Source organism: Streptomyces europaeiscabiei, from assembly GCF_036346855.1.
GTDB lineage: Bacteria > Actinomycetota > Actinomycetes > Streptomycetales > Streptomycetaceae > Streptomyces > Streptomyces europaeiscabiei.
Map to the genome: position 1 here is coordinate 9,140,372 of NZ_CP107841.1, position 22,776 is coordinate 9,163,147.

A 22,776-nucleotide genomic window follows, 5' to 3' on the forward strand; every position below is an offset into this window, starting at 1 on the left:
GACGCGGAGTTGGTGACGAGGGGTCAGACAGCTTTGAGCATGCCGCCGTCGATGACGTATTCGGCGCCGAGGATGTTGCTGGCGGCGTCGGAGAGGAGGAACGCGATCAGGGCTGCGACTTCGTCGGGCTCGTTGACGCGACCGCTGGTGATGTTGAGGACCTGCGGCATCTGCTGGAGGAGCTGTGCCTGCTGGTCGAACAAGGAGGTGCGAGTCACCCCGGGGGCGACGGTGTTGACGCGTACGCCCTGAGGGCCGAACTCTTCGGCCAGGGACTTCCCGAGAGAGGTCAGGGCCGCCTTGGCCGCGCCGTACGGCGCCGGGCCCGCGCCGGGCTGTCGGGCCACGACGGACGAGATGTTGACGATCGCGCCGCGCCGCTCGATCAGGCTGGGCAGCGCGGCCCGGGTGGCGCGGACGGTGCTGAGCAAGTTGAGGTCGAGGAAGCGCGCCCACTGGGCGTCATCGGTCTCGAGGAACGTGGAGACGACTTCTCCGCCTCCGACGTTGTTCACCAGCAGGTCGATGCCGCCCAGTGCCGTGAGGGCGCTGTCGATCAGGGCGGTGACGCCTTCGGCGGTGCTCAGGTCCGCCGAGAACGTGAGGGCACCGGTTTCCTTCAGTTCGGGTGTGATGGTGCGGGCGGCGCCCATGACGCGGACGCCCTCGGAGATCAGGGTGCGGACGGTGGCCAGTCCGATGCCGCGGCCGGCGCCGGTGACTACTGCCGCCTTGGAGATGAGATTGAGGTTCACGCTGCTCCGTTGCTCGAATTTCCGTACATGCATAAGTGAGGAAGGGCTGCTCGTGGTGGCACGGCGCAGGCGTGCATCGGGGGATATCTCTCAGCCGTGGCTGCTCTTGCCGTGCTTCCAGTAGCCGAGGAAGGAGATGTCGGACTTCGGGACGCCCTGGTCCTTGACCAGGTGGCGCCGCAGACCTGTGGGAAGGCCGCTCTCGCCCGCCACCCAGCAGTAGATGCGCTGCCCCGGGGGGAGCGTCCAGGAGGACGTGACCGTTTTCCGGGCCCGTTGTCCCGGGACGGCGGTGTGGTCGTCGCGGGGCAGCCAGTGGACGGTGACTCCGGGGGGTGCAGCCACCGGCCGGATGTCCCTGCTGGTAGGCACTTCGAGGTAGGCGTCGCCGGTGAGATCGGGCGGTGACTGTTCCAGGATGGACAGCAGAGCCGGTACGGCGCTCTCGTCGCCGACAAGCAGCTGTGACTGGGCGGTCGGGGTGGGCAGGTAGCCGATTCCTTCGGGGAACAGCCCGACCGGGTCTCCGGGGCGGGCGTGCGAGGCGAACGCGGAGGCGGGTCCGGCGTCGGCGTGGTCGCCGTGCAGGACGAACTCGATGTCCATTTCGCGCGCTTCGGGGCGGAACGCGCGCACGGTGTAGAGGCGGACCCAGGGGCGGGTGGCCGGCCGCATGAGCATGAACTGGGCCAGCCAGCCGTTGTGCGAGGCGGTCGGCATGGCGAGTTCGCGCTGGCCGTCGCGGCGGAAGAAGAGCCGGCATGCCTGGTCGAACCCCATGGGATCGAAGTCGGCCAGGTCGGGGCCTTGGATGGTGAGGGTGACGAAGCTCGGGCTGGTGCGTTCGGTGCGGGTGACCTCGGCGCGATGCATCCTGCGCCGGGTCGGTGACTTGTGTCGGGGCATGGTGGCGCTCCCGGTGGGATGGGTCAGGCGGTGTGGGTGAAGGCGGGGAGGAGGATCTCGTCCGTCAGACGTTCGAGGAACGCGTCGGTGACGGGGACGCCCGCCACGAGAATCCGATTCATCAGCACGCCCTGCGCCAGCTCGCTGAGCCAGGACAGGTCCACGCCGGTACGCAGTTCACCGCGGCCTTGTGCTCTGTCGATGACCTCTTCCCACATGCCGTCGAGGGGCTGGGCGAGCTGACGTTCGGTCGCCTCGCGCAGGTCCGCGTCACGACGGATGGCGTCCACGAGGTTGCGCAGCATGGCGCCGTCCCGCTTGAGCCAGTTGCTGATCAGTCGCAGGGCCTCCAGTACGTCGGCGCGGAAACTTCCCTGGTCGGGCACGGTGAAGGAGAAGTCCACCCGGCGGCGTACGGCGTCGATGACCAGTTCGTGCTTGGTCGGCCAGCGTCGGTAGAGGGTCGTCTTGGACACGCCCGCCCTGGTCGCCATGGCGTCGAACGTCAGCCGGTCGAAGCCGACCTCGCTGAGCAGTTCCACGGCGACGGTGAGGATGTGGCGTTCGCGTTCTCTGATCTTGGCTTGGGATTGCATAGTACGAAACTGTAGCGTATTACTGAGGCGAGGCAAGCCTTAGTAATCATGCACTGAGGAGAGATGAACCGTGTCACGATCCCCCCACACCGACGTTCTCCAGCCCTCCCGGGCCGCCGAAGCCGACGCGCCCCGGCCGCCCGCCGAATCCGCGCGCTACCTGGAGCGCATCGACGGCATCCTGCCGCTGCTGAGGGCGAACACGCTCAAGGCCGCCGAACTCCGGCGCATGTCCGACGAGAGCATCCGGGCGATGGCGGATGCCGGTGTCTTCCGCGCGGTGCAGCCCCGGCAGTGGGGCGGCCTCGAGGTCGACCCGACGACCTGGGAAGAAGGGCTGGCCCGGCTTGGTTCGGCGTGTCCGGCCGGCAGCTGGGTCGCCGCACTGCTGGGCGGGCACGCCTGGTATCTCGGGCTGTTCTCCCAGCAGGCCCAGCAGGACGTCTGGGGCGAGAACCCCGGCGCCCGTGCGGCCTCGTCCCTGGCTGCCACCGGCAAGGTGGAGCGCGTGAGTGACGGGTTCCGTCTCACCGGACGGTGGAGGTTCCTCAGCGGAGTCGACCACGCCCAGTGGATTCTCCTCGGAGGCGTCATCCCGGACGAGGGCGACGGCCCCGAGTTCCGGGCGTTCCTCCTTCCCGCGTCCGACTACGAGATCGACCAGGACAGCTGGCGAGTCGCAGGGCTCCAGGGCTCCGGCAGCAAGGACGTCACGGTCGACGCCGTCGTCCCGGAGTACCGGACCCTGACCGTCGACGCGCTCTACCACCACACCGAGCCTGGCAAGGCCGTCAACACCGGCCCGATCTTCGACCTGCCCTGGATGTCGATGTGGGCCTACAACATCGCGTCCTGCGCGATCGGCGCCGCGACCGGAGCGCTCGACGCCTTCATCGACGACAACAGGCGCCGGGTATCGGCCGTGACCGGCGCGGCGGCCACGCAGAACGCGGCCCTCCACACCAGGCTGGCCGAGGCCGTGACCCTGGTCAGGGACGCGCGTGCGCGCATCCCGCGCACCTGGGGCCCCATCTACGCCGACGTCGTCGCGGGAAGGCCGATTTCCGGGGAGACGCGCGTCCAGGCCCGGTTCGAGGCCTCACACGCCATCGCCCAGTGCCTCGCCGCGGTCAACAAGGTCTTCGAGATCGGCGGTGGTGGCGTGCTCGGCAGCGACAAGCTGTTCCAGCACTACCTGCGCGACCTGATGGGCATGCGCAACCACCCCATCGGGATCTACGAGAACCATGCCGGCCTGTACGCCACCACGCTCTTCGGGGCCCCGGTGGAACTGCCGTTCACCAAGGCGCACATCGGCTGCGTGCTCTGAGGCCGACACGATCTCGACGTGACGGGCCGCCCTCGTCGCCGGTGCGTCCGGCGGCAGAGGCAGGCCTGCGACACGGCCGTTGACAGAAGCGGGCGCGAGGTGAAGGTCACCAGCTCGCGGCGCTGTTACCCGGCATGCGTCACAGACTGCACCAGGACATGTGGACCGGCATCCGCAACGATGGGCCCGGACCTGTCCAAGCCATACCGAACGCCCCGTCGCTCGCGGTTGGTTGGCGACTCCATCTGCCAGAGTGCCGCCGGGAGCTACCTTTCGACGGCGTCACCCCAACCTGAGCCCGCGACCCCAACATCAACGCCTCCCTGCGCACCACGCGCACAAGGCTCAATCTCCATCACGCACTTGGTGGGAGTGAAAGCTCTTATGACAGACACCATCAGCACCGAAACTCGCCGCTTTCGGGAGGCCATGGCGTCCTTCCCTTCCGGCGTCACCATCGTCACCACCACCGACGAGACCGGACAGTGGCGCGGGTTCACGGCGACCTCGTTCTGCTCGGTCTCGATGGAGCCCCCGCTGATCCTGGTGTGTCTGGCGGCCAGCGCTGAATGCCATCCCGCCTTCACCAGCGCCGCCCGCTGGCTCGTCCACGTCATCACCGACGAGCACACCGAACTCGCCATGCGGTTCGCCACCCGGGGCGCCGACAAGTTCTCGCATCCCGGCTTCGCCCCCAACGAGCACGGGCTTCCCACCCTCGACGGCGCCGCTGTCACCCTCGAATGCAGCACCTACGCGATCCACCCGGCCGGAGACCACACGATTCTCCTCGGCCGCGTCGACAACGCACGACTCAGCGAGGGCATCCCAACCCTCTATTATCAGCGCGACTTCCATCCCCTCGAGCTCGTGCCAGGACGATGAAAGTCGGCCCGCAACCGAGCGGATCAACCACGCCCGGGTGTCTGAGAAGCCTTCCGTTCACCGTTCGACAGGCTTGAGCAGTCGTACACGGTTCCTGTTCGGGTGCCCTCTCGGCAGCCGGGACATAACTGCAGGGCCTACGGGTGGCTCGGGGGGTTGCGATCCCAACCGAGCAGCGTCAGGAGGTGCACTGTCGGAGCTCTTCGTGCTCGTCTACGGAGTTCAACGCGCCGGATATGCTGTTCCATCACTTTGCCGACGGATGCATCCGTCACGTCGACGTCTACTGCAAAGCAGAAGGTGGGTCACGGTGCTGCCCGGCCCGGTCGTGATCGCTCCTCCCAGCTCGTGCCGTCGTCGGAGACGTTCGTGGTGCAGAAGGTTTTCGATCTTCCAGTTGCCCTCTGATCCAGTTGGCGAGCTGGGCGCCGGTAACCGCGCCGGGTGGCAGGCTGGTGATCAGATAGACGCGCTCGATGGTGAGCTTGCGGGTGGTGACGTCCTTCCTCCAGCGCACGACTTGCAGGGCCTGGTGTGCGTCGGGGCAGTCGAGGTGGGCGATGGCGGCGGTCTTCAGCCGTCGGATCTCCAGGCGGTGGTGGGCCCGGGTGCGGTCGTAGTGGTCGAGCGTGATCTCGCGCCAGGGCAGGTGGCGGACGCGGTTGAAGAGACCGGATGGTTGGCCTTGACCTGGGCGATGTGGTGGGCACCGTGCTTGCGGAGGTAGGTGCCGTGAGCGTGCTGGGTGTGCAGCGCGTCGGCGGTGATGACGGTGCCGGTCAGGTCGACGCTGTCCAGCAGGGGCCGGAAGGCGGGGATCTCGTTGCTCTTGTCGGCGACCTGGCCCTGGGCCAGGACGTAACCGGTGTGCCCGCCATCGGCAACTGACCCGCCTGCGGCCCAGAGCGGTCCCCTCCCCGGTGTATGGGAAGCGACCCTTGGCCCGATGATCCCCTCGCATCCCGCTCGTCCCGTGGGGTCCCTCACTCGTCGGCTTGGGGAGTGAGCACCACCACTGGGATCTCGCGTTCGGTCCATGTCTGGTACAGCTCGAAGTCGGCGTAGACCTCCAACAGCAGGGGCCAGAGACGAGAGCGTTCCTGCGGATCCGCGGTGCGGGCGCGAACAGGTCTCCGCTCGGCGCGGATCTGTATGTGGGTGTCCGGGTGGGAGCGCAGGTTGCGATACCACTGAGGGTTTTTGGGGAGCCCGCCTTGGGAGGCCACGACCACCGTGTCCGGTCCGTCGGTCATGTAGAGCAGCGGCGTGGTGTAGAGCCTGCCGGACTTACGACCACGATGATCCAGGAGCAGGACAGGCACAGGCTTGCGGAAGCCGGCGGCCATGCGCCACGTCCCGCCGACCCGGCCGCGGGTACGGCGGTAGGCCCACACCTGGACCTTGGCCATGTACTTGAAGAGTCTCGGCAGTAGGGGGGAGTCCAGTTGCTTGGGACGTGGACGCTGATGTGACACTGATCGCCTCCGATCGGGCAACTGACCGGTCTGCTGCTGCGGTTGGCCGAGCGTCGAGCCTCACCTGGAGGCCACGGGTTCTGACGAGACGCGCGGCAAGCGGCCGAGCTGGTCATCCGCTGAGTGCGCCTTGGGCCTTGGTTGTTACAGCTTGCGGAAGTCCCAGGAGACGGTCTTCGACGGTGTCAGGCGGATCCACGCATGCCGACCGTCGTGCGGCATTGCCTCCAGGCCGAAGTTCTTGCGGGCGAACAGCGGTTCCAGCGCGTCGAGTTCGGTGCACGGTTCTCCGGTGCGGGGGATCTCGCCCACGAACTCGGCGGTGCCTGACAGTTCGACCCCGCGCAGCTCCCCGTACCCCTCGCCGGAGTCGATGACGATCGCGACGCGCGGGTCGCGGCGCAGATCGGCCCAACGCTTGCTGCGCACGATGGAGTACAGCCACAGCGAGGTGCCGTCCCAGGCGAACCAGAGGGCACTGAGATGCGGGGCGCCGTCGTTTGAGACGGTAGCGACGCGGCACGTGCGCTGGCTGGCGAGGAACTCGTCCAGCTCGTCCGGCGTCATCATGATCTTTCGGCTCCTGCGCTGAGTCGCAGCCATGCGGGGCCTCTTTTCTCTTGCGTCAGGGTGCCAGGGAGGAGGCGTATCTGATGCAGCGTCAGAAGCATCGGGCATTTTCCATAAGCCTGCAATGGCTGAGGGGCCGTGTGGCACCGAAGCCGATCCGAGGCGCCGCCGGAACCGGCGACAGCCCTTCCGGATCATCAAGGGCAGGGGTAACGAGTCATACCGGCCCCAGGAGGCCACGAACGCCTCCCTCAGACCAGGGATGTGCGAGAACCCGCTCCGCCGATCGAACGTGCCGGCCCGCCCCGTGGCAGTGACACGGGGCGGGCGGGGGTGCGTACGGGCAGACGTGTCAGAGAGTGAGGAGGACCTTGGTGGCGCGGCGCTCGTCCATCGCCTTGTAGCCCTCCGGGGCCTGCTCCAGCGGCAGGGTGAGGTCGAAGACCTGGCCCGGGTCGATCTTGCGGTCCCAGATCAGCTGGATCAGCTCGGGCAGGAACCGGCGTACGGGGGCCGGGCCGCCGAGCGTGTGGATGCCGGCGAAGAACAGCTCGATGCCGGGGATGGACACGTCGTAGTTCACACCCACGTAGCCCAGGTGCCCGCCGCCGCGGGTGGCGCCGACGGCCTGCATGAACGACTCCTGGGTGCCGACCGCCTCGACGACCGAGTGCGCGCCGAGCCCGCCGGTGAGTTCCTTGATCTTCGCGACGCCCTCGTCACCGCGCTCCTCGACGATGTCGGTCGCGCCGTAGTGGCGGGCCAGCTTCTGCCGTTCGGGGTGGCGCGACATGGCGATGATCCGCTCGGCACCCAGCTGCTTGGCGGCCAGGACGGCCATCAGACCGACGGCGCCGTCGCCGACCACCGCGACGGTCTTGCCGGGCCCGGCCTCGGCGGCGACAGCGGCGTACCAGCCGGTGCCCAGCACGTCGGAGGCGGCAAGGAGGTCGGGGATCAGCTCGGGCGCGGGCTGTCCGGGGGTGGCGACCAGGGTGCCGTCGGCGAGCGGGATACGGGCCTTCTCGGCCTGGGTGCCGATCCCCGCGTGGACGAACTCGGCGTGCACGCACTTGGACTGGAAGCCGGCCTGGCAGATCTCGCAGGTGTTGTCGGAGATGACGAACGATCCGACGACGAAGTCCCCGGGCTTGACGGTCCTCACCTCGGAGCCGACCTCCTCGACGACGCCCACGTACTCATGTCCCATGAGCGTGTGGTCGGCGGGCTCGACGCCGCGGTACGGCCACAGGTCCGACCCGCAGATGCAGGTCGCCGTCAGCTTCACGATCGCGTCGGTGGGCTCGATGATCTTCGGGTCGTCACGGTCCTCGACCCGGACGTCGCCGGCCTTGTGCATGATTACGCCGCGCATACCTGAATCTCCTAGCTTTCCTTGCTTGTGCTTGCTGTGCGTGTACCGGCGCCTGAGCCGCTGAATCGTCACCGGTGGGGGTTGCCGGTCGGACGAGGCCCTGGCGCAGGACTCGTAGTGTCCCTTGAGGGCCGGCGGCGGCCCGGTGAACGGCCTCGCCGAACCGCGTCGCCCCCTGAAAGCACCCCGTCATCCATGGAAGCCCCGTTCCGCACGCGAAGCGAGTTACTGATGAAGGGTGTACTGGCAGTACACCCCAACCTGTCGGACTCGGTCGTACCGTCGTGTCGTGGACAACCGTGACGAAGTCCGCGAGTTCTTGACCTCGCGGCGAGCCAAGATCACCCCGGAGCAGGCGGGGCTGCCGGCCGGCACCCGGCGCCGCGTGCCCGGGCTGCGCAGGAGCGAGGTCGCGGCGCTGGCGGACGTCAGCGTCGAGTACTACGCCAAGCTGGAGCGCGGAAACCTCGCCGGCGTCTCACCCGCCGTGCTCGAAGCCGTCGCCCGCGCCCTCCAGCTGGATGACGCCGAACGGGCCCACCTGCTCCATCTGGCTCAGGCCCAGGAAGGCTCCGACACTCTCGCCCGTCCCCGACGGCGCTCCGGCAGGCAGCGGACCTTGCACAAGAGCCTCCAGTGGACCCTGGACGCCGTCACGGCCGGGCCGGCGTTCGTCGTCAACGGCCGCCTGGACGTGCTGGCCACCAACCAGCTCGCCCGCGCCTTCTTCAGCGACCTCTGCGACGGCGGCACGCAGCCGCCGAACCTGGCCCGCTACCAGTTCCTCGACCCTGCGGCCCGCCGCTTCTATCCCGACTGGGACCGGGCCGCCGGCATGACCGTGGACCTGCTGCGCACCGAGGCCGGCAGCAATCCGCGCGACAAGGACCTGCACGATCTCATCGGTGAGCTGTCCACCCGCAGTGACGCCTTCCGTATCCGCTGGGGCACCCACAACGTGACCCACCACGGCACCGGCTCCAAACGCTTCCACCACCCCGTCGTCGGCGACCTCACCCTCTCCTGGGAGTCCCTGGTCATGGCCGCCGAACCGGGCCTCAGCCTGATCATCTACACCGCCGAACCCGGCTCACCTTCCCAAGAAGCCCTGCACCTGCTCACTTCCTGGGCCGCCACTCAGCAAGCTGCCACCGCCCCCGCTCCACGGTCTCCGGCCACTCCGCCGAATTGATCGCCGAAAAGGGTCGGCGTGACAGACGTCGCCGGCCCAACGGGCGGGGCTCTGCGGGGGCTACCCGGACTTTCACCGAGGGTGCCGGGCCGCCTCTGCGTCCGGGGGCGGGGTCGCTGTCCAGCTGGCGAGGAGTTTGAGCCGGTCTTCGGAGGTGGTGCCGGGCTCGGCGGTGTAGAAGGTCAGGTCGTGGACGGTCCGGTGGGGCATGGGCAGGTCCAGGGACCGGTAGGCCAGCTCCAGGCGGCCGACCTCGGGGTGGTCCAGGCGCTTGGTGCCGTCGTGGCGGATACGGACGTCGTGTGCCGCCCACATGGTGCGGAACTCGGCGCTGAGCGTGGACAGTTCGCCGACGAGTGGGCGCAGATCCCGGTCGTAGGGGTCACGCCCGGCCTCGGCCCGCAGCAGGGCCGCGGTGGTGACGGCGGCGGCGTCCCAGTCGACGTAGAAGTCGAGGGCACCGTCGTCCAGGAAGATGTAGCGGGCGATGTTGGGGCGGCCGTGCTTGTCGGCGGTGGTGCTGTCGAACATCGGCGCGTGCACGGCCCGCGCCAGGGCGTTGCTCGCGATCACGTCCATGCGGCCGTTGCGCACGAAGGCCGACGACATCGTCGTGGAGTCGAGCACCCACTGAACGGACGGCGGAACCTGCACGTCCTTGCGGCGGCGCGGCGGGCGGGGCACCGGCCGCGATGCCCGGGCCAGGTCGAACAGATAGGTGCGCTCGTCCTCGTCCAGCCGCAACGCCTGGGCGACCGCGTCGATGACGTCCTCGGAGACGCCGCTGATGTGGCCCTTCTCCAGGCGCGTGTACCACTCGGTGCTCACTCCGGCGAGGACGGCGACCTCCTCGCGGCGTAGACCCGGAACCCGGCGCCTGTGCCGATACCAGCCCACGTAGCGGCGGACCTCGTACTGATCCAGTCCGCACTCGTTCTTCGCGGCCTGGAAGTACCTCGATTGCCCAGCGTGCCCCGGCGACCCGCACCAGGTCCTGGACGGTGACCTGAAGGGGGGCGTAGGGATGGCGCCCCGTGGAGTGGTGTAACGGATCTTGGCTGGGAAGTGCGCCGTTTCCGTGCCCTCGCGTGCATCGACTGCCGGTGAACGCTCCCTGAGAACGGGGCAGGCCACCGTGCAACTGTCCTTGGTGAACTGCCAGTTCGGTCCAAGGGGGTGCCCGGTGGCCATGTCCCAGCATGACCTACTTCGCCTGCTTGAGTCACTACGTTCTGCAGACGGTCTTGAACTCGTCCGCGAGGTCGCTGAACGGCTGCTGCAGGAACTGATCGAGGCCGAGGCCACTGCCCGGATCGGTGCGGAGTGGGGCGAGAGGACCGACACTCGCACCACCTGGCGCAACGGGCACCGGGAGAAGACCGTGACCACGCAGGCCGGCGACCTGGAGCTCGCGATCCCGAAACTGCGGGCCGGCAGTTTCTTCCCGAGCCTGCTCGAGCGTCGGCGCCGGATCGACCAGGCCCTCTACGCGGTCATCATGGAGGCATACGTCCACGGCGTCTCCACCCGCTCGGTCGACGACCTGGTCAAAGCCCTCGGCTCGGACACCGGCATATCGAAGAGCGAGGTCTCCCGGATCTGCGCGGACCTCGATGAACAACTCGACGCGTTCCGCGCCCGGCCGCTGGATCACATCCGCTTCCCCTATGTCTATCTCGATGCCACCTACGTCAAGGCGCGGGTGAACCATCAGATCGTCTCCCAGGCCGTCGTCATCGCCACCGGCGTCACCGAGGACGGCGGCCGTGAGGTCCTGGGCGTCATGGTCGGCGACAGCGAAACCGAAGCGTTCTGGACCGAGTTCCTGCGCTCGTTACGGGAACGCGGCCTGACCGGTGTCCGTCTCGTCATCTCCGACAGCCACAGCGGTTTGGTCAAGGCCATCCGCAAGGTCATGCTCGGCGCCCCTGGCAGCGCTGTCGTGTCCACTGAAGCCGTCAAGAATCAACCTGTTGCTTCGCGGTCAGCGGCTCGTTGGCCTGGTATGGCGATCACGGAGGAGTTGCTGTCCCAACTCGACCACCGTTTCGCGGTGTTGCTGCCGCATCTGAACGAGCGTCAGCGGCGTCTGATGTTGGCGCAGGAGGCGCGACTGCTCGGACACGGTGGGGTACGGGCCGTGGCGCGGCTGGCCGGAGTGAGCGAGACCACGGTCCGCAGCGGTGTGTTCGAGCTGGAGGCCGGTGAGGATCCGCTGCGGGACGGCTGTGTCCGGCGCCCCGGGGGTGGCCGCAAGTTGGCCGAGGAACAGGATCCTTGCCTGGTTCCGGCGTTGCTGAAGCTGGTGGAGCCGGACGAACGGGGCGATCCGATGTCACCGCTGCGCTGGACCACCAAGTCCCTGCGCAACCTCGCCGAGGAGCTGACCAGGCAGGGACACCCGATCTCCGCCCCGACGGTCGGTCGGCTGCTGAGAGAGCAGGGTTTCAGTCTGCAGACCAGCGCCAAGACGCTGGAGGGCAAGCAACACCCCGACCGGGACGCACAGTTCCGCTACATCAACGAACAGGTCAAAGAGCACCAGTCCGGCGGTCAGCCGGTGATCAGTATCGATGCCAAGAAGAAGGAGCAGATAGGACAGCTGCCGAACCCCGGGCGGCAATGGCGCCCCGCAGGCGATCCGGTGCAGGTCGAAGACCACAGCTTCTACTTCATCGGCCCCGACGTCGACGTGGCGATACCCTTCGGCATCTACGATCTGGCCCACGACAGCGGCTGGGTGAACGTCGGTACCGATCACGACACCTCGGTGTTCGCCGTCGAGTCGATCCGCCGCTGGTGGCGGGCCCGTGGCCGGGTGGACCACCCGGATGCCGACAGGTTGTTGATAACCGCGGACTGCGGAGGGTCCAACAGCTACCGCTACCGGTTGTGGAAGGCCGAACTCGCCGCGTCCGCCGCCCAGACGGGTCTCACGGTGAGCGTCTGTCACTTTCCGCCGGGCACTTCGAAATGGAACAAAATCGAGGTGCGCCACGAGGCGTCACTGTTACCGGGCAGGGGTGAAAGAACCCTGCCGCCGGGCTGTCGCAGCAGCCCGGTGAAGCTGAGGGCAGCCGATCCGTGGAGACGCACGGAGAGGTGGGAGCAGCCCTGACAACGACGGAGCGCGTCGGTACTTCCAGACGGCGCGTGTCCGGCAAGCAAGACGAGACGCCGTACGAGAGGAACCAGTGCCTGACGTCCCGTAAGTGTTCCACCGGCTCCAATCTGGAGGATATGGGCCGGGTGCAGCGCACGCCGCCTTCTCGTGGGCGGCGACTTCGAAGCCGGTCTTTCGATGCTGGTGAGGAGGCCACGCTGAATGCCTGCGGCGTAGGTGTGGCGATGCTGTCGGGGTAGAGCTGGGCGGCTCACTCGTCGACCGGAGAGTGGTGAACGTGGGAAGCGTGCTGGAGGCGCCCTTCCCGGCTGACATCCAGTCAGCCGGTGGGCAGGCCCGTTGTCGGCCGACGGCTCCAGGACGTGGCGGAGGCCCCGTAGTAGTCCGAGCGCACGAGAGGTGCGCACATGGCGAAGGGGGCCAGCAAGTCAGTGGCCGAAGTACTGGAAGACCAGGAGGTTTTCGCCGGTGAATACCGACGAACTTGAGGCCGTCACGTATGTGGCGGAGCGACGGGTACTGGAGATCCAGACCAAGCTGCACCGTTGGGCCCGTGATGATCCTCATCGCAGGTTCGAGGATCTGTTCAACCTTGTCGCCGATCCCGCGTTCCTGCTGGTCGCGTGGGATCGGGTGCGGGGCAACAGGGGTGCGAAGACCGCCGGGGTGGATGGCCGTACTGCGGCCTCCATCGTGGAGCGGACGGGCGTCGAGGAGTTCCTCGGCGGGCTGCGGGACAGCATCAAGGACCGTAGTTTCCGTCCGCTGCCGGTGCGGGAGCGGATGATCCCCAAGCCGGGGGGCAAGTTGCGCCGGCTGGGGATCGCCACGATCGCGGACCGGGTGGTGCAGGCATCCCTGAAGCTGGTGCTGGAGCCGATCTTCGAGACGGATTTCCTCCCGTGCTCCTACGGGTTCCGTCCGAACCGCCGGGCTCATGACGCGGTGGCCGAGGTGCGCTTCTTCACGTCCAAGTCATATGAGTGGATCGTGGAGGGTGACATCAAAGCCTGCTTCGACGAGATTTCACACTCCGCTCTGATGGATCGGGTGCGCAATCGCGTCGGGGACAACCGCGTCCTGGCCATGGTGAAGGCGTTCTTGAAGTCGGGCATCCTCGGGGAGGATCGCCTGCTTCGGGAGACCACCGCCGGTACCCCACAGGGTTCGATTCTCTCGCCGTTGATGAGCAACGTGGCGCTGTCGGTCCTGGACGAGTACATCGCCCAGTCACCGGGAGGGCCGGGGTCCACGCCCTGGGCGAGGGCCAAGCGGCGTCGTCAAGGTCTCCCCAACTACCGGCTTTCCAGGTACGCGGACGACTGGTGCCTGATGGTCTCCGGCACCAAGGACGACGCCGAAGCTCTGCGCGAGGAGATCGCGGAGGTGTTGTCCACGATGGGTTTGCGCCTGTCCGTGGAGAAGACTTTGATCACCCATATCGACGAGGGGCTGGACTTCCTCGGGTGGCACATCCAGCGCCACCGCAAACGGGGCTCCAGCCGCAGCTACGTCTACACCTATCCCTCGCGCAAGGCCCTCAAGGCCGCGATGGACAAGGTCAAGACGATCCGCCGCGGAACAGCCACCGGCCTGCCGCTGGACGAACTGCTCATCCAGATCAACAAGATGCTGTTCGGCTGGTGCATGTACTTCCGCCCCGGGGTGTCCAGCGCGACCTTCCAGTACCTCAGCTCGTACACATGGAGCCAGGTCATGAAATGGCTGCGCCGCAAACACCACCGGATCAACAGGAAGGACCTCCGCCGCCGCTACTGCGGTGGAGGTTGGTGGCCATCAGGAGAGGAACGGACATTGTTCGATCCCGGCAAAGTGCGCACCACGCGCTACCGATACCGGGGAACGGTCATCCCTTCACCCTGGCCGACCACCGGATGAAGACAACTGTCCATGGTTGAACGGGACTTGTGGAGCGCCCGGTGCCGTGAGAGCGGCACGCCGGGTGCGGGAAGCGGCTCCGGGGAAACGGCTCGATCGAAAGACGAGACCGCGCCCCGGGCCGACTTCACCACCGGCTGTTCTCCCACATCTCCATGAACTGGCGTGGCAGGCCCCTGACCAGCCACGAAGTCGTGGTCAACAGCATCGCCGCGACCCGCACCCGCACCCGCACCGGCCTGCGCGTTCACGCCGAGTTGGACACCGGGTCCTACCCGGTGGGAATCTCCGTCAGCCGCGAGCACCTGCGCTCACTGCCGATCACACACCATGACCGGCACGGATCCTGGAACTACACGATCGCCCCGGTCAACACCACCGGCGACTGCGCGATCAACACCAGCGATCGCGACCACACCAGGTCACAGGTCCTGGCGATGCTCGCCGACCCGCGTCTGAGCGGCATGACCTCACCCGAACTGGACGCACTGTGCGCCCAGTTGGCTCCCGCGCAGGCCGCCCAGGCCGAACAGCGCAAGTTCCAGCAGCGCGGCGGCCGACGCCTGCAGGCCCCCGGAGCACACGGCAAACCCCTGCTCTCGAACGCCGACCGCACCCTCATCACCGTGATCTACCTGCGCCGCGTCTGCTCCCAGAAGGTTCTGGTCGACCTGCTCGCCATCAACCCGGTCACCATCGGCAAGGCCATCGGCGAGACGCGCCCACTCATGGACGCCCAGAAGATCACCGTCTCGCAGACCGCGCACTACTTCTCCTCCGCCCAGGAACTGCACGACTGGGCGCAGGACGGCGCGACCACCAGCCGAATGGATCTCTCCCAGACTCTGTCCCACCCCACCCTCACCGGCATGCCCCGCCCGGACTTCCAGGCGCTGATCGACCGGATCACCGTGCCCTACCAGGCCGCGCTCGAACGACGCCGGCATCACCAGCGCGGCGGCGCCCGGCGTCCGGGAACCCGTGGCGGCGTCTTCCGCCAAAAGATCACTGACGCGGACCGGATCCTGGCGACGGTCCTCTCGCAGCGAGATCTATGCAACCAGCAGACCCTGGCCGACTTGTTCGGTGTCAGCCGCGGCACCATCCGTAACGCCATCGAGGATGTCCGTCCCCTCCTCGAACAAGACCCGTACGTCCCGATGCCCGCCGAACGACGCTTCGCCACGGCCGCCGACGTACTCGCATCCGTCACAGAAGACAGGGAAACACCATGTTGAATCCTTACGGCTTCACTTCGTGCGAAACGTCTTCTCGGTGATCCCGAAGGGAGCCGCGGAGATGGTCGCCGCGACGATCCGCACGCTCTTCGCCCAGCCCACCGCCGAATCGGTCCGGGTCCACCTCGACACCGTCGCGGACATGCTCGGCGAGCAGTTCCCCAAGGTCAAAGAGATGCTTCTCGACGGGAAGGAAGACCTGACCGCGTTCGCGGACTTCCCCCACCAGCACTGGAAGAAGATCCAGTCAACCAACCCACTCGAGCGACTGAACCGGGAGATCAAGCGCCGTTCCGACGTCGTCCAGGTCTTCCCGAACACCGGCGCCGTCGACCGGCTCGCCACCGCCGTCCTCGTCGAACTCCACGACGAGTGGATCGCCTTCCCCCGCCGCTACTCTCCATCGAGAGCATGGACAGCCTCTATCCGGACAACACCACCTGCCTGCCCGGCACCGCCGACTGATCAGCTACACCACGCCAAGGGACACAACCGGCGTAGGCGAGGTAGTAGGCGATCTCGTCGGGCTTGCTGATGCTGCGCCGGGCCAGTGCCCACCGCATCCGGTGAGGGACCTCGCCCTGATAGTCGAACTCGGCGACGGCCGGCAGCCGCACCGCTGCCCAGTGGTAGACGCGGGGCCCCTTCGCGCCGTCGCCGCAGGAGATTTTCTCCCATGCCTCGTCCGGGGCCTGCGCGAATAGGCCCTCGATCCGTGAACAGCTCACGCTGAACTGGGACTTGGGGACGGCCAGTACGTAGCCGACACCCGACTGCTCCAGCAGCCGGCGGAACCGGTTTTCCTGACCGTAGGCGGAATCCGCGGTGACCCAGGCAATGGGCAGCGGCGAGGCCAGGGCCCGCAGCACCATGTGCCGTGCCAGTTCACCTTTGGTGGCGAACTCCCGCTCGTCGGGGACCCTTGCGGTGCGGCAGCGTTCCCGGTCTTCCGTCCAGGACTTCGGGAGGTAGAGCTCGCGGTCGACCAGAGCCCGGCCACGGGCGGAGGCGTAGGCGGCGAAGACGCCGATCTGGCAATTCTCGGTCCGGTCGGCGGTTCCGGAGTACTGATGCTGGACCCCGGCGGAGGTGTTGCCCTTCTTTCCCGTTCGCCTGAAAAGAAGCCCCCTCTGTGGGCGAGGCGCGACTGAGACGCTCAGCGAGACTTTCGGGCGTCGCTTGCTCTCAGCCCGTCCTCCGCTCACCTGATTGCACTCCGATGATGCACGGTCGGCGAATGTCCTCGTAGTGGCAGGGCGCGGCAGCGGAGTCCCCGGCTGCCGACGAGACAGCCCGGGGCGCGGCGCCATGGGCGACAGGGGCTCAATCAAGGCCAGCGCTTGACTGCGATGAGCGACAAGTATTTAATCAGTGCACCAATGATTGGCGTACTGATTATTTACGGTCGCTGTCGGCGACCGATGGCCTGTTCGGGCCTGCCAAGGCGTTCATCGAGATCGTCACGGAGGACCGAGGTGGCGATGAGCTCCTGCGGGCGGCAGCTACCACCGGTTGTGTCAACAACTCAAGCATGCCGTGCAACGGACCTTTCGGCCGTCCACAGCTTCGACACCACCCACATCCCTGGATCAAGTCCCGACCTATACCCCGGCCGGTCTGTGCCCGCAGCGGGCTGACCGTGATTGGAGCCGCCATGACACCCGACCCCGTCTACGACGAGTTGCCTCGCCACGGCGTGGCACCGTTGTGGCACTACTACGGCAATCTCTTCCCTGCCCAGCCCCGCAGCCGAGCGGTGCCCTTCGTGTGGAGCTGGCGCGACCTGCGCCCCCATCTCCTGCACTTCTCCAGGACCCTCTCCCTGGAAGAGGCCGAGCGACGGGTGCTGATGCTGGTCAACCCCGCCCTCGCCGAACCGCCCGCCACGGTCAATACGCTGTACGCGGGACTCCAGGTCATCCTGCCGGGAGAAACCGCTCAGGCCCACCGGCACACCTCCAACGCCTTCCGCTTCATCATCGAAGGCAGCGGCGCCTGGACCACGGTCGACGGCGAACGCGTCCACATGAGCCCCGGCGACCTCCTGCTCACCCCCGGCTGGTCCTGGCACGACCACACCCACGCCGGAGACGCCCCCATGATCTGGCTGGACGCGCTGGACTATCCCCTGGTCAACGCCCTCGAAGCCGGCTTCTACGAGAAGTATCCCCAGCGTCTTCAGCCGGTCACCCGTCCCGACGACGCCGGAAGCCGGCAGTTCCTGCACGGCCGCCTCAACCCGGCCTGGCAAAGCCCAGCAGGCCCCAACTCGCCGGTCACCCGCTACACCTGGGCGGAGACCGAGCGGGCGTTCGACGCCATCGCCGACAGCGCCGAGGGCAGCGACGTGGACGGCATCGTCCTGGAGTACACCAACCCCTGGAACGGAGGCCCCGTCATGCCCACCATCGGCTGCCGGGTCCAGAGGCTGCGCCCGGGATTCGAAGGAGCGGGCCGTCGCCACACCGCCTCCACCATCTTCCACGTGGCACGCGGCGAGGGGGCCACTGTCGTCGACGGAACCCGCCTCGACTGGGCCCGGCACGACACCTTCGCGGTCCCCGGCTGGGCCGCCTACCGCCACCTGAACACCTCGGCATCCGCCGACGCGGTGCTCTTCTCCTACAGCGACCAACCCGTCATGAATGCCCTGGGCCTGTACCGCTGCGAACCCGCAGATCCGCAAGCCTGACCCCCTCTCCGAATGCCGCTTCTGCTCCCGTGAGGAATCGCCATGCGTTTCGCACTCTTCGACGACGGCCGACTCGGCGTCGTGGATCACGACGACCTCGTCGATATCACCGACGCGCTCGGTGACGACGCCCCCCACTCCGGCGGTGCGCTGCACGCCTGGATCGAAGCCCACGCCGCCGGCCGAACGCCCAGACCGTCCCTGGACACCGCTCCCCGCAGCTCCCTGGCGACCGCACGCCTTCAGGCACCCCTGCCCCGACCCGGAAAGATCGTCGCCGCGCCCGTCAACTACCGCGACCACCAAACGGAAATGGAGTACACCACCTCCATCGCCGACCTGGGCGTGTTCCTCAAGGCCAACTCCTCCGTCATCGGCCCCGGTCAGGACATCCGCCTCCCCTACAGCGACAAGCGCACCGACCAGGAAGGCGAACTCGGCGTCGTCATCGGCCGTACCGCCTCCCACGTACCCGTCGAAGAGGCACTGTCGTACGTGTTCGGCTACACATGTGTCCTTGACATCACGGTGCGCTCCGGCGAGGACCGCTCCACCCGCAAGTCCTTCGACACCTTCACCCCGCTCGGCCCCTGGGTGGTGACCGCGGACGAGGTGCCCGATCCCGACCGGCTCGACCTGCGCTGCGACGTGGGAGGCGTGACCCGCCAGCGGGTCAGTACAGCCGACCTCATCTTCGGCGTCGGCGAACTGATCGCCTACACCAGCTCGGTCATGACCTTGTATCCGGGCGACGTCATCGCCACCGGCACCCCGGCCGGCGTCGGACCGCTCTCACACGGCGACCGGGTCGTCGTCGAGATCGAGCGTATCGGCCGGCTGGAGGTGGGAGTCGACGCCAGTCACGCCGCCCCCTACGCCCAGCGGCCCGGCAACGCCTCCGCACTCGCCCGCTGATCACCGCATGCCGCTCCGGCCACTACACTCTCGACCTGCGCGAAGTGCTTCCACCGGGGCGGCACCGCAGTGGGCGGGGATGGGACAGCGTATGGTTCAGGCACTCCAACTCGACGCCTACATCGGGTACTTGATCCGGCGGTGCGAACAGGTCCACACCGCCCTGTGGACAGCGCACGTCTCCCGTGACATCACGTCCCAGCAGTTCGCCGTGCTCAACACCCTGGCCCGACGTCCGGAGGTGGACCAGCGAACCCTGGCCGAAGAAGCCTCGCTGGACCGCTCCACCGTCAACGTCATCGTCCGCCGCCTGGTGGACCAGGGCTACGTACAGCAGGTACGCCACGAACGAGATCGCCGACGCACCATCCTGTGCCTCACACCGGACGGCGCACGGTTGCTGGAGGAACTCATCCCGCCCGCCCAGCGCATCAACCAACAGATGCTGGAGGCCCTGCCCGTCCAGGACGGAGCAACGGCACTGCGGCTGCTCAAGACACTGGCCGAGGCTGAGCTTTCCTGACGGTTCCTCGGTGCGGCCCTGGACCGACGCACCTCACACGACGTCAGGGCTGACCGTTGCCCGCGATCCCCAGGGCCGTCCGAGTGGCCGCGGGTTCGTACTCGGGGGCAATGTCCGCCAGCACGCTCAGCGCGGTGCGCGCCAGATGACGGGCGACCACGCGTGCGGCTTCGACCGGGTCGCTCAGGCGCAGTGCCTCCAGGAGTGCTTCGTGCTCTGCGTATGCCTTGCCCCATGACGAGTGCGCGCCGAGCTGAGCCAGGCGGATGTAGCGCTCGCTGTGTTCGCCGAGCGAGGCGATCATGCGTTGCAGGTGTGGCCCCACCGCCTGGGTGGCGATGCCGTGGAACTCGTGGTGCGCCGCGTGCCACTCGTCCGGCTGTTCGTCGACCGTCACCCCCTGCATACGCTTCAGGGCGTCGCTCATGCGTTCGATGTCCGTAGCCGTGAACGTCTTGGCCGTCATGGTGACAGCAAGTGATTCGAGCATGATGCGGGCCCCGTAGACAGCGTCCAGGTCCTCTGGGTCCACCGACCGCACCCGTGCTCGCTGGTCGGGACGCGCGTCGATGAGCCCCTCTTCCTGGAGCAGCCGGAAGGCCTCGCGCATGGGCGTACGGCTGACGCCCAGCTTCCGGGCCATCTCGGCCTGGAGCAGCACCGACCCCGGAGGCAACTCGCCGCTGAGGATCATGGTGCGCAACCGCCCATGGACGTCCAGGGCCAGTCGGCGCCCGCCCGCGGCAGCCGCGGGGCTTTCGTCCGGCGGCACCGACCGGACCGGCGCCTCGCCCCGGTCGTCGGCCGGCACTTGTTCTTCGCGGGACGTGTTCCTGCTTCTGCTCACGCCGGGAGTCTACCCAGTGTGTATGCAGCCGATACAGTGATCCGCCCAAACTTCGGGGGCAGGGCCCGCTCACGTCGACCTTGCCGTGTTCAGACAGCGCATGACTGTATCCACCTGCGAGGGGGGGGCGGGGCAGGTCGTGGCTTCGCCGGCCAGACCGCGCCGGTGCGCCCTGCTCTTCATCGCACGAGAACGAGGGCAAGGCCCTGACTCATGCCGAGCGCGGAATCGCCGCACCGCCGCCGACCCGCCGCGGCGAGGGATGCGGCAACGAGCGCGAGTGCCCATGCCACCTGGATGACGGCCCCGGTCCAAAGGTGCACAGCGGGTTTGACGGTGACGCCGGGCCAGTCACCAGCAGACCGACCAGCAGCACCGCCATGCGCACAGCGTTGCGGTTCTCCTCACCGACACCGTCGGCGTTGCTGGAGAAGACGTCGTCAACACAAGTCGGATCGTGCCCGGGCGAATTCGTGATGCCGCCTGGGCGGCGGCGTCTCCACCTCGGCGACGGCTTGTGTCAGTCTCTCTGGCCAGGGCCGATCAGGGACGTGAGCGGGCTTGAGGGCTTCCAGGCGGGGGTGAAGCGGCGGCGCAGGCCGGCGACCGCCTCGATGCCGCGCAGCGTCACGTCAGGTGATGTCGAGAGGCCGGCGGGGCCGAGGAGGCCGGGGATCGCGGCCCGGGCGGCGGCCTCGGGCAGACCGTGCCGCAGCAGAGCCGCCTCGATGCCCGGTGCGCCGGCGGCCAGCAGTTCTTCGGTGCTCCTGCGGCAGACCTCGGCGTAGGCGCGTGTGTGCCACGCGGTCGCCGTCGCCCGCGGGGTGACCAGCACGTTGGTGATGAGGTTGGGCGCGACTTGAAGGTGGCCGCCCACGCGCGGGAACCCCTGCTCGGTGGCCAGGAGGTCGAACGGCGGATGCAGTGTGGTCCCGTCCACAGCGGCCGTCGGCAGGGCCTGGAATCTCTGCAACGTGCCCCCCACGGGGACGAGCTGGTCGTCGGCGACCGGGGAGCCGGCGACGTCGGCGAGCACGGCGCGCAGGACGAACGCAAAGGCGCTCTGCGCGTTGTCGACCGCCCAGCGGTCCGTCGGCAGCGACGCTCCGGGGCGCCGGTGAACAGCCAGTTCACCCATGCCCTCGGCCCGGACGGCCACCGGATCGCGCTTCAGCAGCCCACGCAGCAGGTGGTCGGGAGAGGTGTGCATGATGTCGAAGTCCTCATGGTTCCAGCCGGCCATCTGCTGGTCGGAGGAGACGACCTGCACCAGGTTTACCTCCAGCCCGGCCTGCTGGAAGTACCCGGAGTCGAGGGCGTGGTGGAGATGCACGTTGCCGGCGCCGGGGAAGACGCCAACCGTCAGCTGTCGGGTGGGCTCGCCGGTCGGGCGGAGCGCGCTCAGAGTGGTTAGCATCAAGAACTCCCTGAACAGGCCATATGAGGCTTCATTCGACTAGGAGGGCAGGGACGCGCAAGGCCGTCTGTTCGGAGCAGTACGGCGGTCACGCGACGGCGGTCAGGCGAGCTTTGCTTCGTGGTTGGCGATGAAATCGGCCGGCATCTCGGGGCACCACACGGCGGCCGGGCAGTCCCAGTCGCCCGGCTTCCAGTCCTCGGTGATGCAGTCCATGTCGCCGGAGTACTCGATCCAGCTTCCCCAGGGGTCCTGGATGTAGTGGAAGAGGTTCGAGCCGAGGGTGTGCCGGCCCAGGCCCCAGCCCTTGGCGTAGCCCACGGAGGCCATGTCCCGCGCGCCCCTGGCGATCTGGTCGATGTCCGAGACCATCCAGCTGGAATGGTGCAGGCCAGGGTGCGTTCCCGGGACGAAGCCGAAGACATGGTGGTCACCGGGCCCCGAGTTCATGAAGACGGGCCCGCCGTTGATGATGCGGTCCGACAGGCGCAGCCCGAGGGCGCGGGCGTAGAAGGCCTCGGAGGCGCGCACATCGGTGCTGAAGATCAGCATGTGGCCGAGTCGCTGGGGGCGGGTCTTCTCGGTCGCGGTCAGCCAGCGGGCCTGGTCGATCCGGCGGACCCGATCGCCCACGTTGGCGTCCTGCGCGTCCGTGGTCCCGAACTCGCGCCAGGGGGCTATCCCCTCGTCACGGAGGTTGACCAGATTCCCCTCGTGATCGCGGAACCACAACCCGCCAGACACCTCTTCCGGCGCGTCCTGCAGCTTCAGGCCCAGGCCCTCCAGGCGGCGCTGCCACTCGGGCAGCGAGTCCGGGTCCACCGCGAACGCCACGTGGTGGAGGCGCTTGACCGGCCCCTCCATCAGCACCGTCTGGTCCTGCTCCCGGCCGTCACAGCGAATCACCACCGCATTGCCGCGCTCCGCCGTCTCCAGCCCGAACGCACTGTAAAAGTTTGCGCCCTTATCGAGCGACGGCACCTCGAGTCCGTAGTGCAGGAGACCTTTGACACGCAACATGTGCACTCCTAATGGTT

18 protein-coding genes and 5 pseudogenes are annotated in these 22,776 nt (G+C 67.8%); 11 read left to right on the plus strand and 12 right to left on the minus strand.

Going from position 1 to position 22,776, the window contains the following annotated elements:
* Positions 1-23: 23 nt before the first annotated feature.
* From OG858_RS39750 to OG858_RS39760, 3 genes are all read right to left on the minus strand, one after another.
* Entirely contained in the window at positions 24-755 is a 732-nt protein-coding gene (locus OG858_RS39750) for an SDR family NAD(P)-dependent oxidoreductase (RefSeq protein WP_327725499.1), read from the minus strand.
* A 90-nt stretch (positions 756-845) separates the two neighbouring features.
* On the minus strand, positions 846-1,661 hold the full coding sequence (locus tag OG858_RS39755) for a siderophore-interacting protein (RefSeq protein WP_327725500.1): 816 nt from the start codon (positions 1,659-1,661) through the stop codon (positions 846-848).
* Between the two features lie 23 nt (positions 1,662-1,684).
* Complete coding sequence (locus OG858_RS39760; RefSeq protein ID WP_327725501.1) at positions 1,685-2,257, minus strand: TetR/AcrR family transcriptional regulator; 573 nt, start codon at positions 2,255-2,257, stop codon at positions 1,685-1,687.
* A 70-nt stretch (positions 2,258-2,327) separates the two neighbouring features.
* Between OG858_RS39760 and OG858_RS39765 the strand changes: the two genes are divergently transcribed.
* On the plus strand, positions 2,328-3,587 hold the full coding sequence (locus OG858_RS39765) for an acyl-CoA dehydrogenase family protein (RefSeq protein ID WP_327745441.1): 1,260 nt from the start codon (positions 2,328-2,330) through the stop codon (positions 3,585-3,587).
* A 429-nt stretch (positions 3,588-4,016) separates the two neighbouring features.
* Complete coding sequence (locus OG858_RS39770; protein WP_328543948.1) at positions 4,017-4,472, plus strand: flavin reductase family protein; 456 nt, start codon at positions 4,017-4,019, stop codon at positions 4,470-4,472.
* 573 nt (positions 4,473-5,045) lie between these two features.
* Here OG858_RS39770 and OG858_RS39775 read toward each other — a convergent pair.
* The 4 genes from OG858_RS39775 to OG858_RS39790 all read right to left on the minus strand — a co-directional run bounded on the left by OG858_RS39775 (position 5,046) and on the right by OG858_RS39790 (position 7,892).
* On the minus strand, positions 5,046-5,510 hold the full coding sequence (locus tag OG858_RS39775) for a transposase (protein WP_327725504.1): 465 nt from the start codon (positions 5,508-5,510) through the stop codon (positions 5,046-5,048).
* Positions 5,456-5,881, minus strand: coding sequence for a nitroreductase family deazaflavin-dependent oxidoreductase (locus tag OG858_RS39780; protein WP_327725505.1), 426 nt, complete (start codon positions 5,879-5,881; stop codon positions 5,456-5,458). Before OG858_RS39780 ends, OG858_RS39775 begins: the two co-directional genes overlap by 55 nt.
* Positions 5,882-6,091: 210 nt before the next feature.
* On the minus strand, positions 6,092-6,550 hold the full coding sequence (locus OG858_RS39785; protein WP_327725506.1) for a pyridoxamine 5'-phosphate oxidase family protein: 459 nt from the start codon (positions 6,548-6,550) through the stop codon (positions 6,092-6,094).
* Between the two features lie 319 nt (positions 6,551-6,869).
* A complete protein-coding gene (locus tag OG858_RS39790; RefSeq protein WP_328543947.1) occupies positions 6,870-7,892 on the minus strand; it encodes a zinc-dependent alcohol dehydrogenase family protein in 1,023 nt (340 codons plus the stop codon).
* 289 nt (positions 7,893-8,181) lie between these two features.
* On the opposite strand from OG858_RS39790, the gene OG858_RS39795 reads away from it, so the two are divergent.
* A complete protein-coding gene (locus tag OG858_RS39795) occupies positions 8,182-9,084 on the plus strand; it encodes a helix-turn-helix transcriptional regulator (protein ID WP_327725508.1) in 903 nt (300 codons plus the stop codon).
* Positions 9,085-9,156: 72 nt separating this feature from the next.
* Here OG858_RS39795 and OG858_RS39800 read toward each other — a convergent pair whose 3' ends face one another.
* Positions 9,157-9,912, minus strand: coding sequence for a helix-turn-helix transcriptional regulator (locus tag OG858_RS39800; protein WP_327726117.1), 756 nt, complete (start codon positions 9,910-9,912; stop codon positions 9,157-9,159).
* 361 nt (positions 9,913-10,273) lie between these two features.
* Between OG858_RS39800 and OG858_RS39810 the strand changes: the two are divergent.
* The 5 genes and pseudogenes from OG858_RS39810 to OG858_RS39830 all read left to right on the plus strand — a co-directional run.
* A pseudogene (locus OG858_RS39810) lies at positions 10,274-11,034 on the plus strand (IS256 family transposase); the annotation flags it as partial.
* A gap of 55 nt (positions 11,035-11,089) precedes the next feature.
* Positions 11,090-12,079: pseudogene (locus OG858_RS39815) on the plus strand (ISAzo13 family transposase); the annotation flags it as partial.
* Positions 12,080-12,676: 597 nt separating this feature from the next.
* Positions 12,677-14,107, plus strand: a complete 1,431-nt coding sequence (gene ltrA / locus OG858_RS39820) for a group II intron reverse transcriptase/maturase (RefSeq protein WP_328543946.1) — start codon at positions 12,677-12,679, stop codon at positions 14,105-14,107.
* A 122-nt stretch (positions 14,108-14,229) separates the two neighbouring features.
* A pseudogene (locus OG858_RS39825) lies at positions 14,230-15,345 on the plus strand (ISAzo13-like element transposase-related protein); the annotation flags it as partial.
* 7 nt (positions 15,346-15,352) lie between these two features.
* Positions 15,353-15,810: pseudogene (locus OG858_RS39830) on the plus strand (transposase); the annotation flags it as partial.
* A 29-nt stretch (positions 15,811-15,839) separates the two neighbouring features.
* Here OG858_RS39830 and OG858_RS39835 read toward each other — a convergent pair.
* Positions 15,840-16,448: pseudogene (locus tag OG858_RS39835) on the minus strand (IS701 family transposase); the annotation flags it as partial.
* 551 nt (positions 16,449-16,999) lie between these two features.
* Here OG858_RS39835 and OG858_RS39840 point away from each other — a divergent pair.
* The 3 genes from OG858_RS39840 to OG858_RS39850 all read left to right on the plus strand — a co-directional run bounded on the left by OG858_RS39840 (position 17,000) and on the right by OG858_RS39850 (position 19,475).
* Positions 17,000-18,037: a cupin domain-containing protein gene (locus OG858_RS39840; RefSeq protein ID WP_327725509.1), complete on the plus strand. Its 1,038-nt coding sequence runs from the start codon at positions 17,000-17,002 to the stop codon at positions 18,035-18,037.
* 42 nt (positions 18,038-18,079) lie between these two features.
* Entirely contained in the window at positions 18,080-18,952 is an 873-nt protein-coding gene (locus OG858_RS39845; protein ID WP_327725510.1) for a fumarylacetoacetate hydrolase family protein, read from the plus strand.
* 91 nt (positions 18,953-19,043) lie between these two features.
* Positions 19,044-19,475, plus strand: coding sequence for a MarR family winged helix-turn-helix transcriptional regulator (locus tag OG858_RS39850; protein ID WP_327725511.1), 432 nt, complete (start codon positions 19,044-19,046; stop codon positions 19,473-19,475).
* A gap of 43 nt (positions 19,476-19,518) precedes the next feature.
* Here OG858_RS39850 and OG858_RS39855 read toward each other — a convergent pair whose 3' ends face one another.
* From OG858_RS39855 to OG858_RS39865, 3 genes are all read right to left on the minus strand, one after another.
* Positions 19,519-20,322, minus strand: a complete 804-nt coding sequence (locus tag OG858_RS39855) for a GntR family transcriptional regulator (protein WP_327745444.1) — start codon at positions 20,320-20,322, stop codon at positions 19,519-19,521.
* A 520-nt stretch (positions 20,323-20,842) separates the two neighbouring features.
* The gene (locus tag OG858_RS39860) at positions 20,843-21,739 is read right to left on the minus strand and encodes an ABC transporter substrate-binding protein (RefSeq protein WP_327725513.1); all 897 of its coding nucleotides are present in this window, start codon (positions 21,737-21,739) and stop codon (positions 20,843-20,845) included.
* Between the two features lie 102 nt (positions 21,740-21,841).
* Positions 21,842-22,759 carry a VOC family protein gene (locus tag OG858_RS39865; RefSeq protein WP_327725514.1) on the minus strand — a complete coding sequence of 306 codons (918 nt, stop codon included), beginning with the start codon at positions 22,757-22,759 and terminating at the stop codon, positions 21,842-21,844.
* Positions 22,760-22,776 lie beyond the last annotated feature (17 nt).

What these genes read in the sequence shown, in the direction of transcription:
- OG858_RS39865 (WP_327725514.1), bottom strand. Translation starts at nt 22,759, where the DNA reads ATGTTGCGTGTCAAAGGTCTCCTGCACTACGGACTCGAGGTGCCGTCG.
- OG858_RS39790 (WP_328543947.1), bottom strand. Translation starts at nt 7,892, where the DNA reads ATGCGCGGCGTAATCATGCACAAGGCCGGCGACGTCCGGGTCGAGGAC.
- OG858_RS39785 (WP_327725506.1), bottom strand. Translation starts at nt 6,550, where the DNA reads ATGGCTGCGACTCAGCGCAGGAGCCGAAAGATCATGATGACGCCGGAC.
- OG858_RS39860 (WP_327725513.1), bottom strand. Translation starts at nt 21,739, where the DNA reads ATGCTAACCACTCTGAGCGCGCTCCGCCCGACCGGCGAGCCCACCCGA.
- OG858_RS39850 (WP_327725511.1), top strand. Translation starts at nt 19,044, where the DNA reads ATGGTTCAGGCACTCCAACTCGACGCCTACATCGGGTACTTGATCCGG.
- OG858_RS39780 (WP_327725505.1), bottom strand. Translation starts at nt 5,881, where the DNA reads ATGGCCAAGGTCCAGGTGTGGGCCTACCGCCGTACCCGCGGCCGGGTC.
- OG858_RS39760 (WP_327725501.1), bottom strand. Translation starts at nt 2,257, where the DNA reads ATGCAATCCCAAGCCAAGATCAGAGAACGCGAACGCCACATCCTCACC.
- OG858_RS39775 (WP_327725504.1), bottom strand. Translation starts at nt 5,510, where the DNA reads ATGGACCGAACGCGAGATCCCAGTGGTGGTGCTCACTCCCCAAGCCGA.
- OG858_RS39755 (WP_327725500.1), bottom strand. Translation starts at nt 1,661, where the DNA reads ATGCCCCGACACAAGTCACCGACCCGGCGCAGGATGCATCGCGCCGAG.
- OG858_RS39770 (WP_328543948.1), top strand. Translation starts at nt 4,017, where the DNA reads ATGGCGTCCTTCCCTTCCGGCGTCACCATCGTCACCACCACCGACGAG.
- OG858_RS39845 (WP_327725510.1), top strand. Translation starts at nt 18,080, where the DNA reads ATGCGTTTCGCACTCTTCGACGACGGCCGACTCGGCGTCGTGGATCAC.
- OG858_RS39840 (WP_327725509.1), top strand. Translation starts at nt 17,000, where the DNA reads ATGACACCCGACCCCGTCTACGACGAGTTGCCTCGCCACGGCGTGGCA.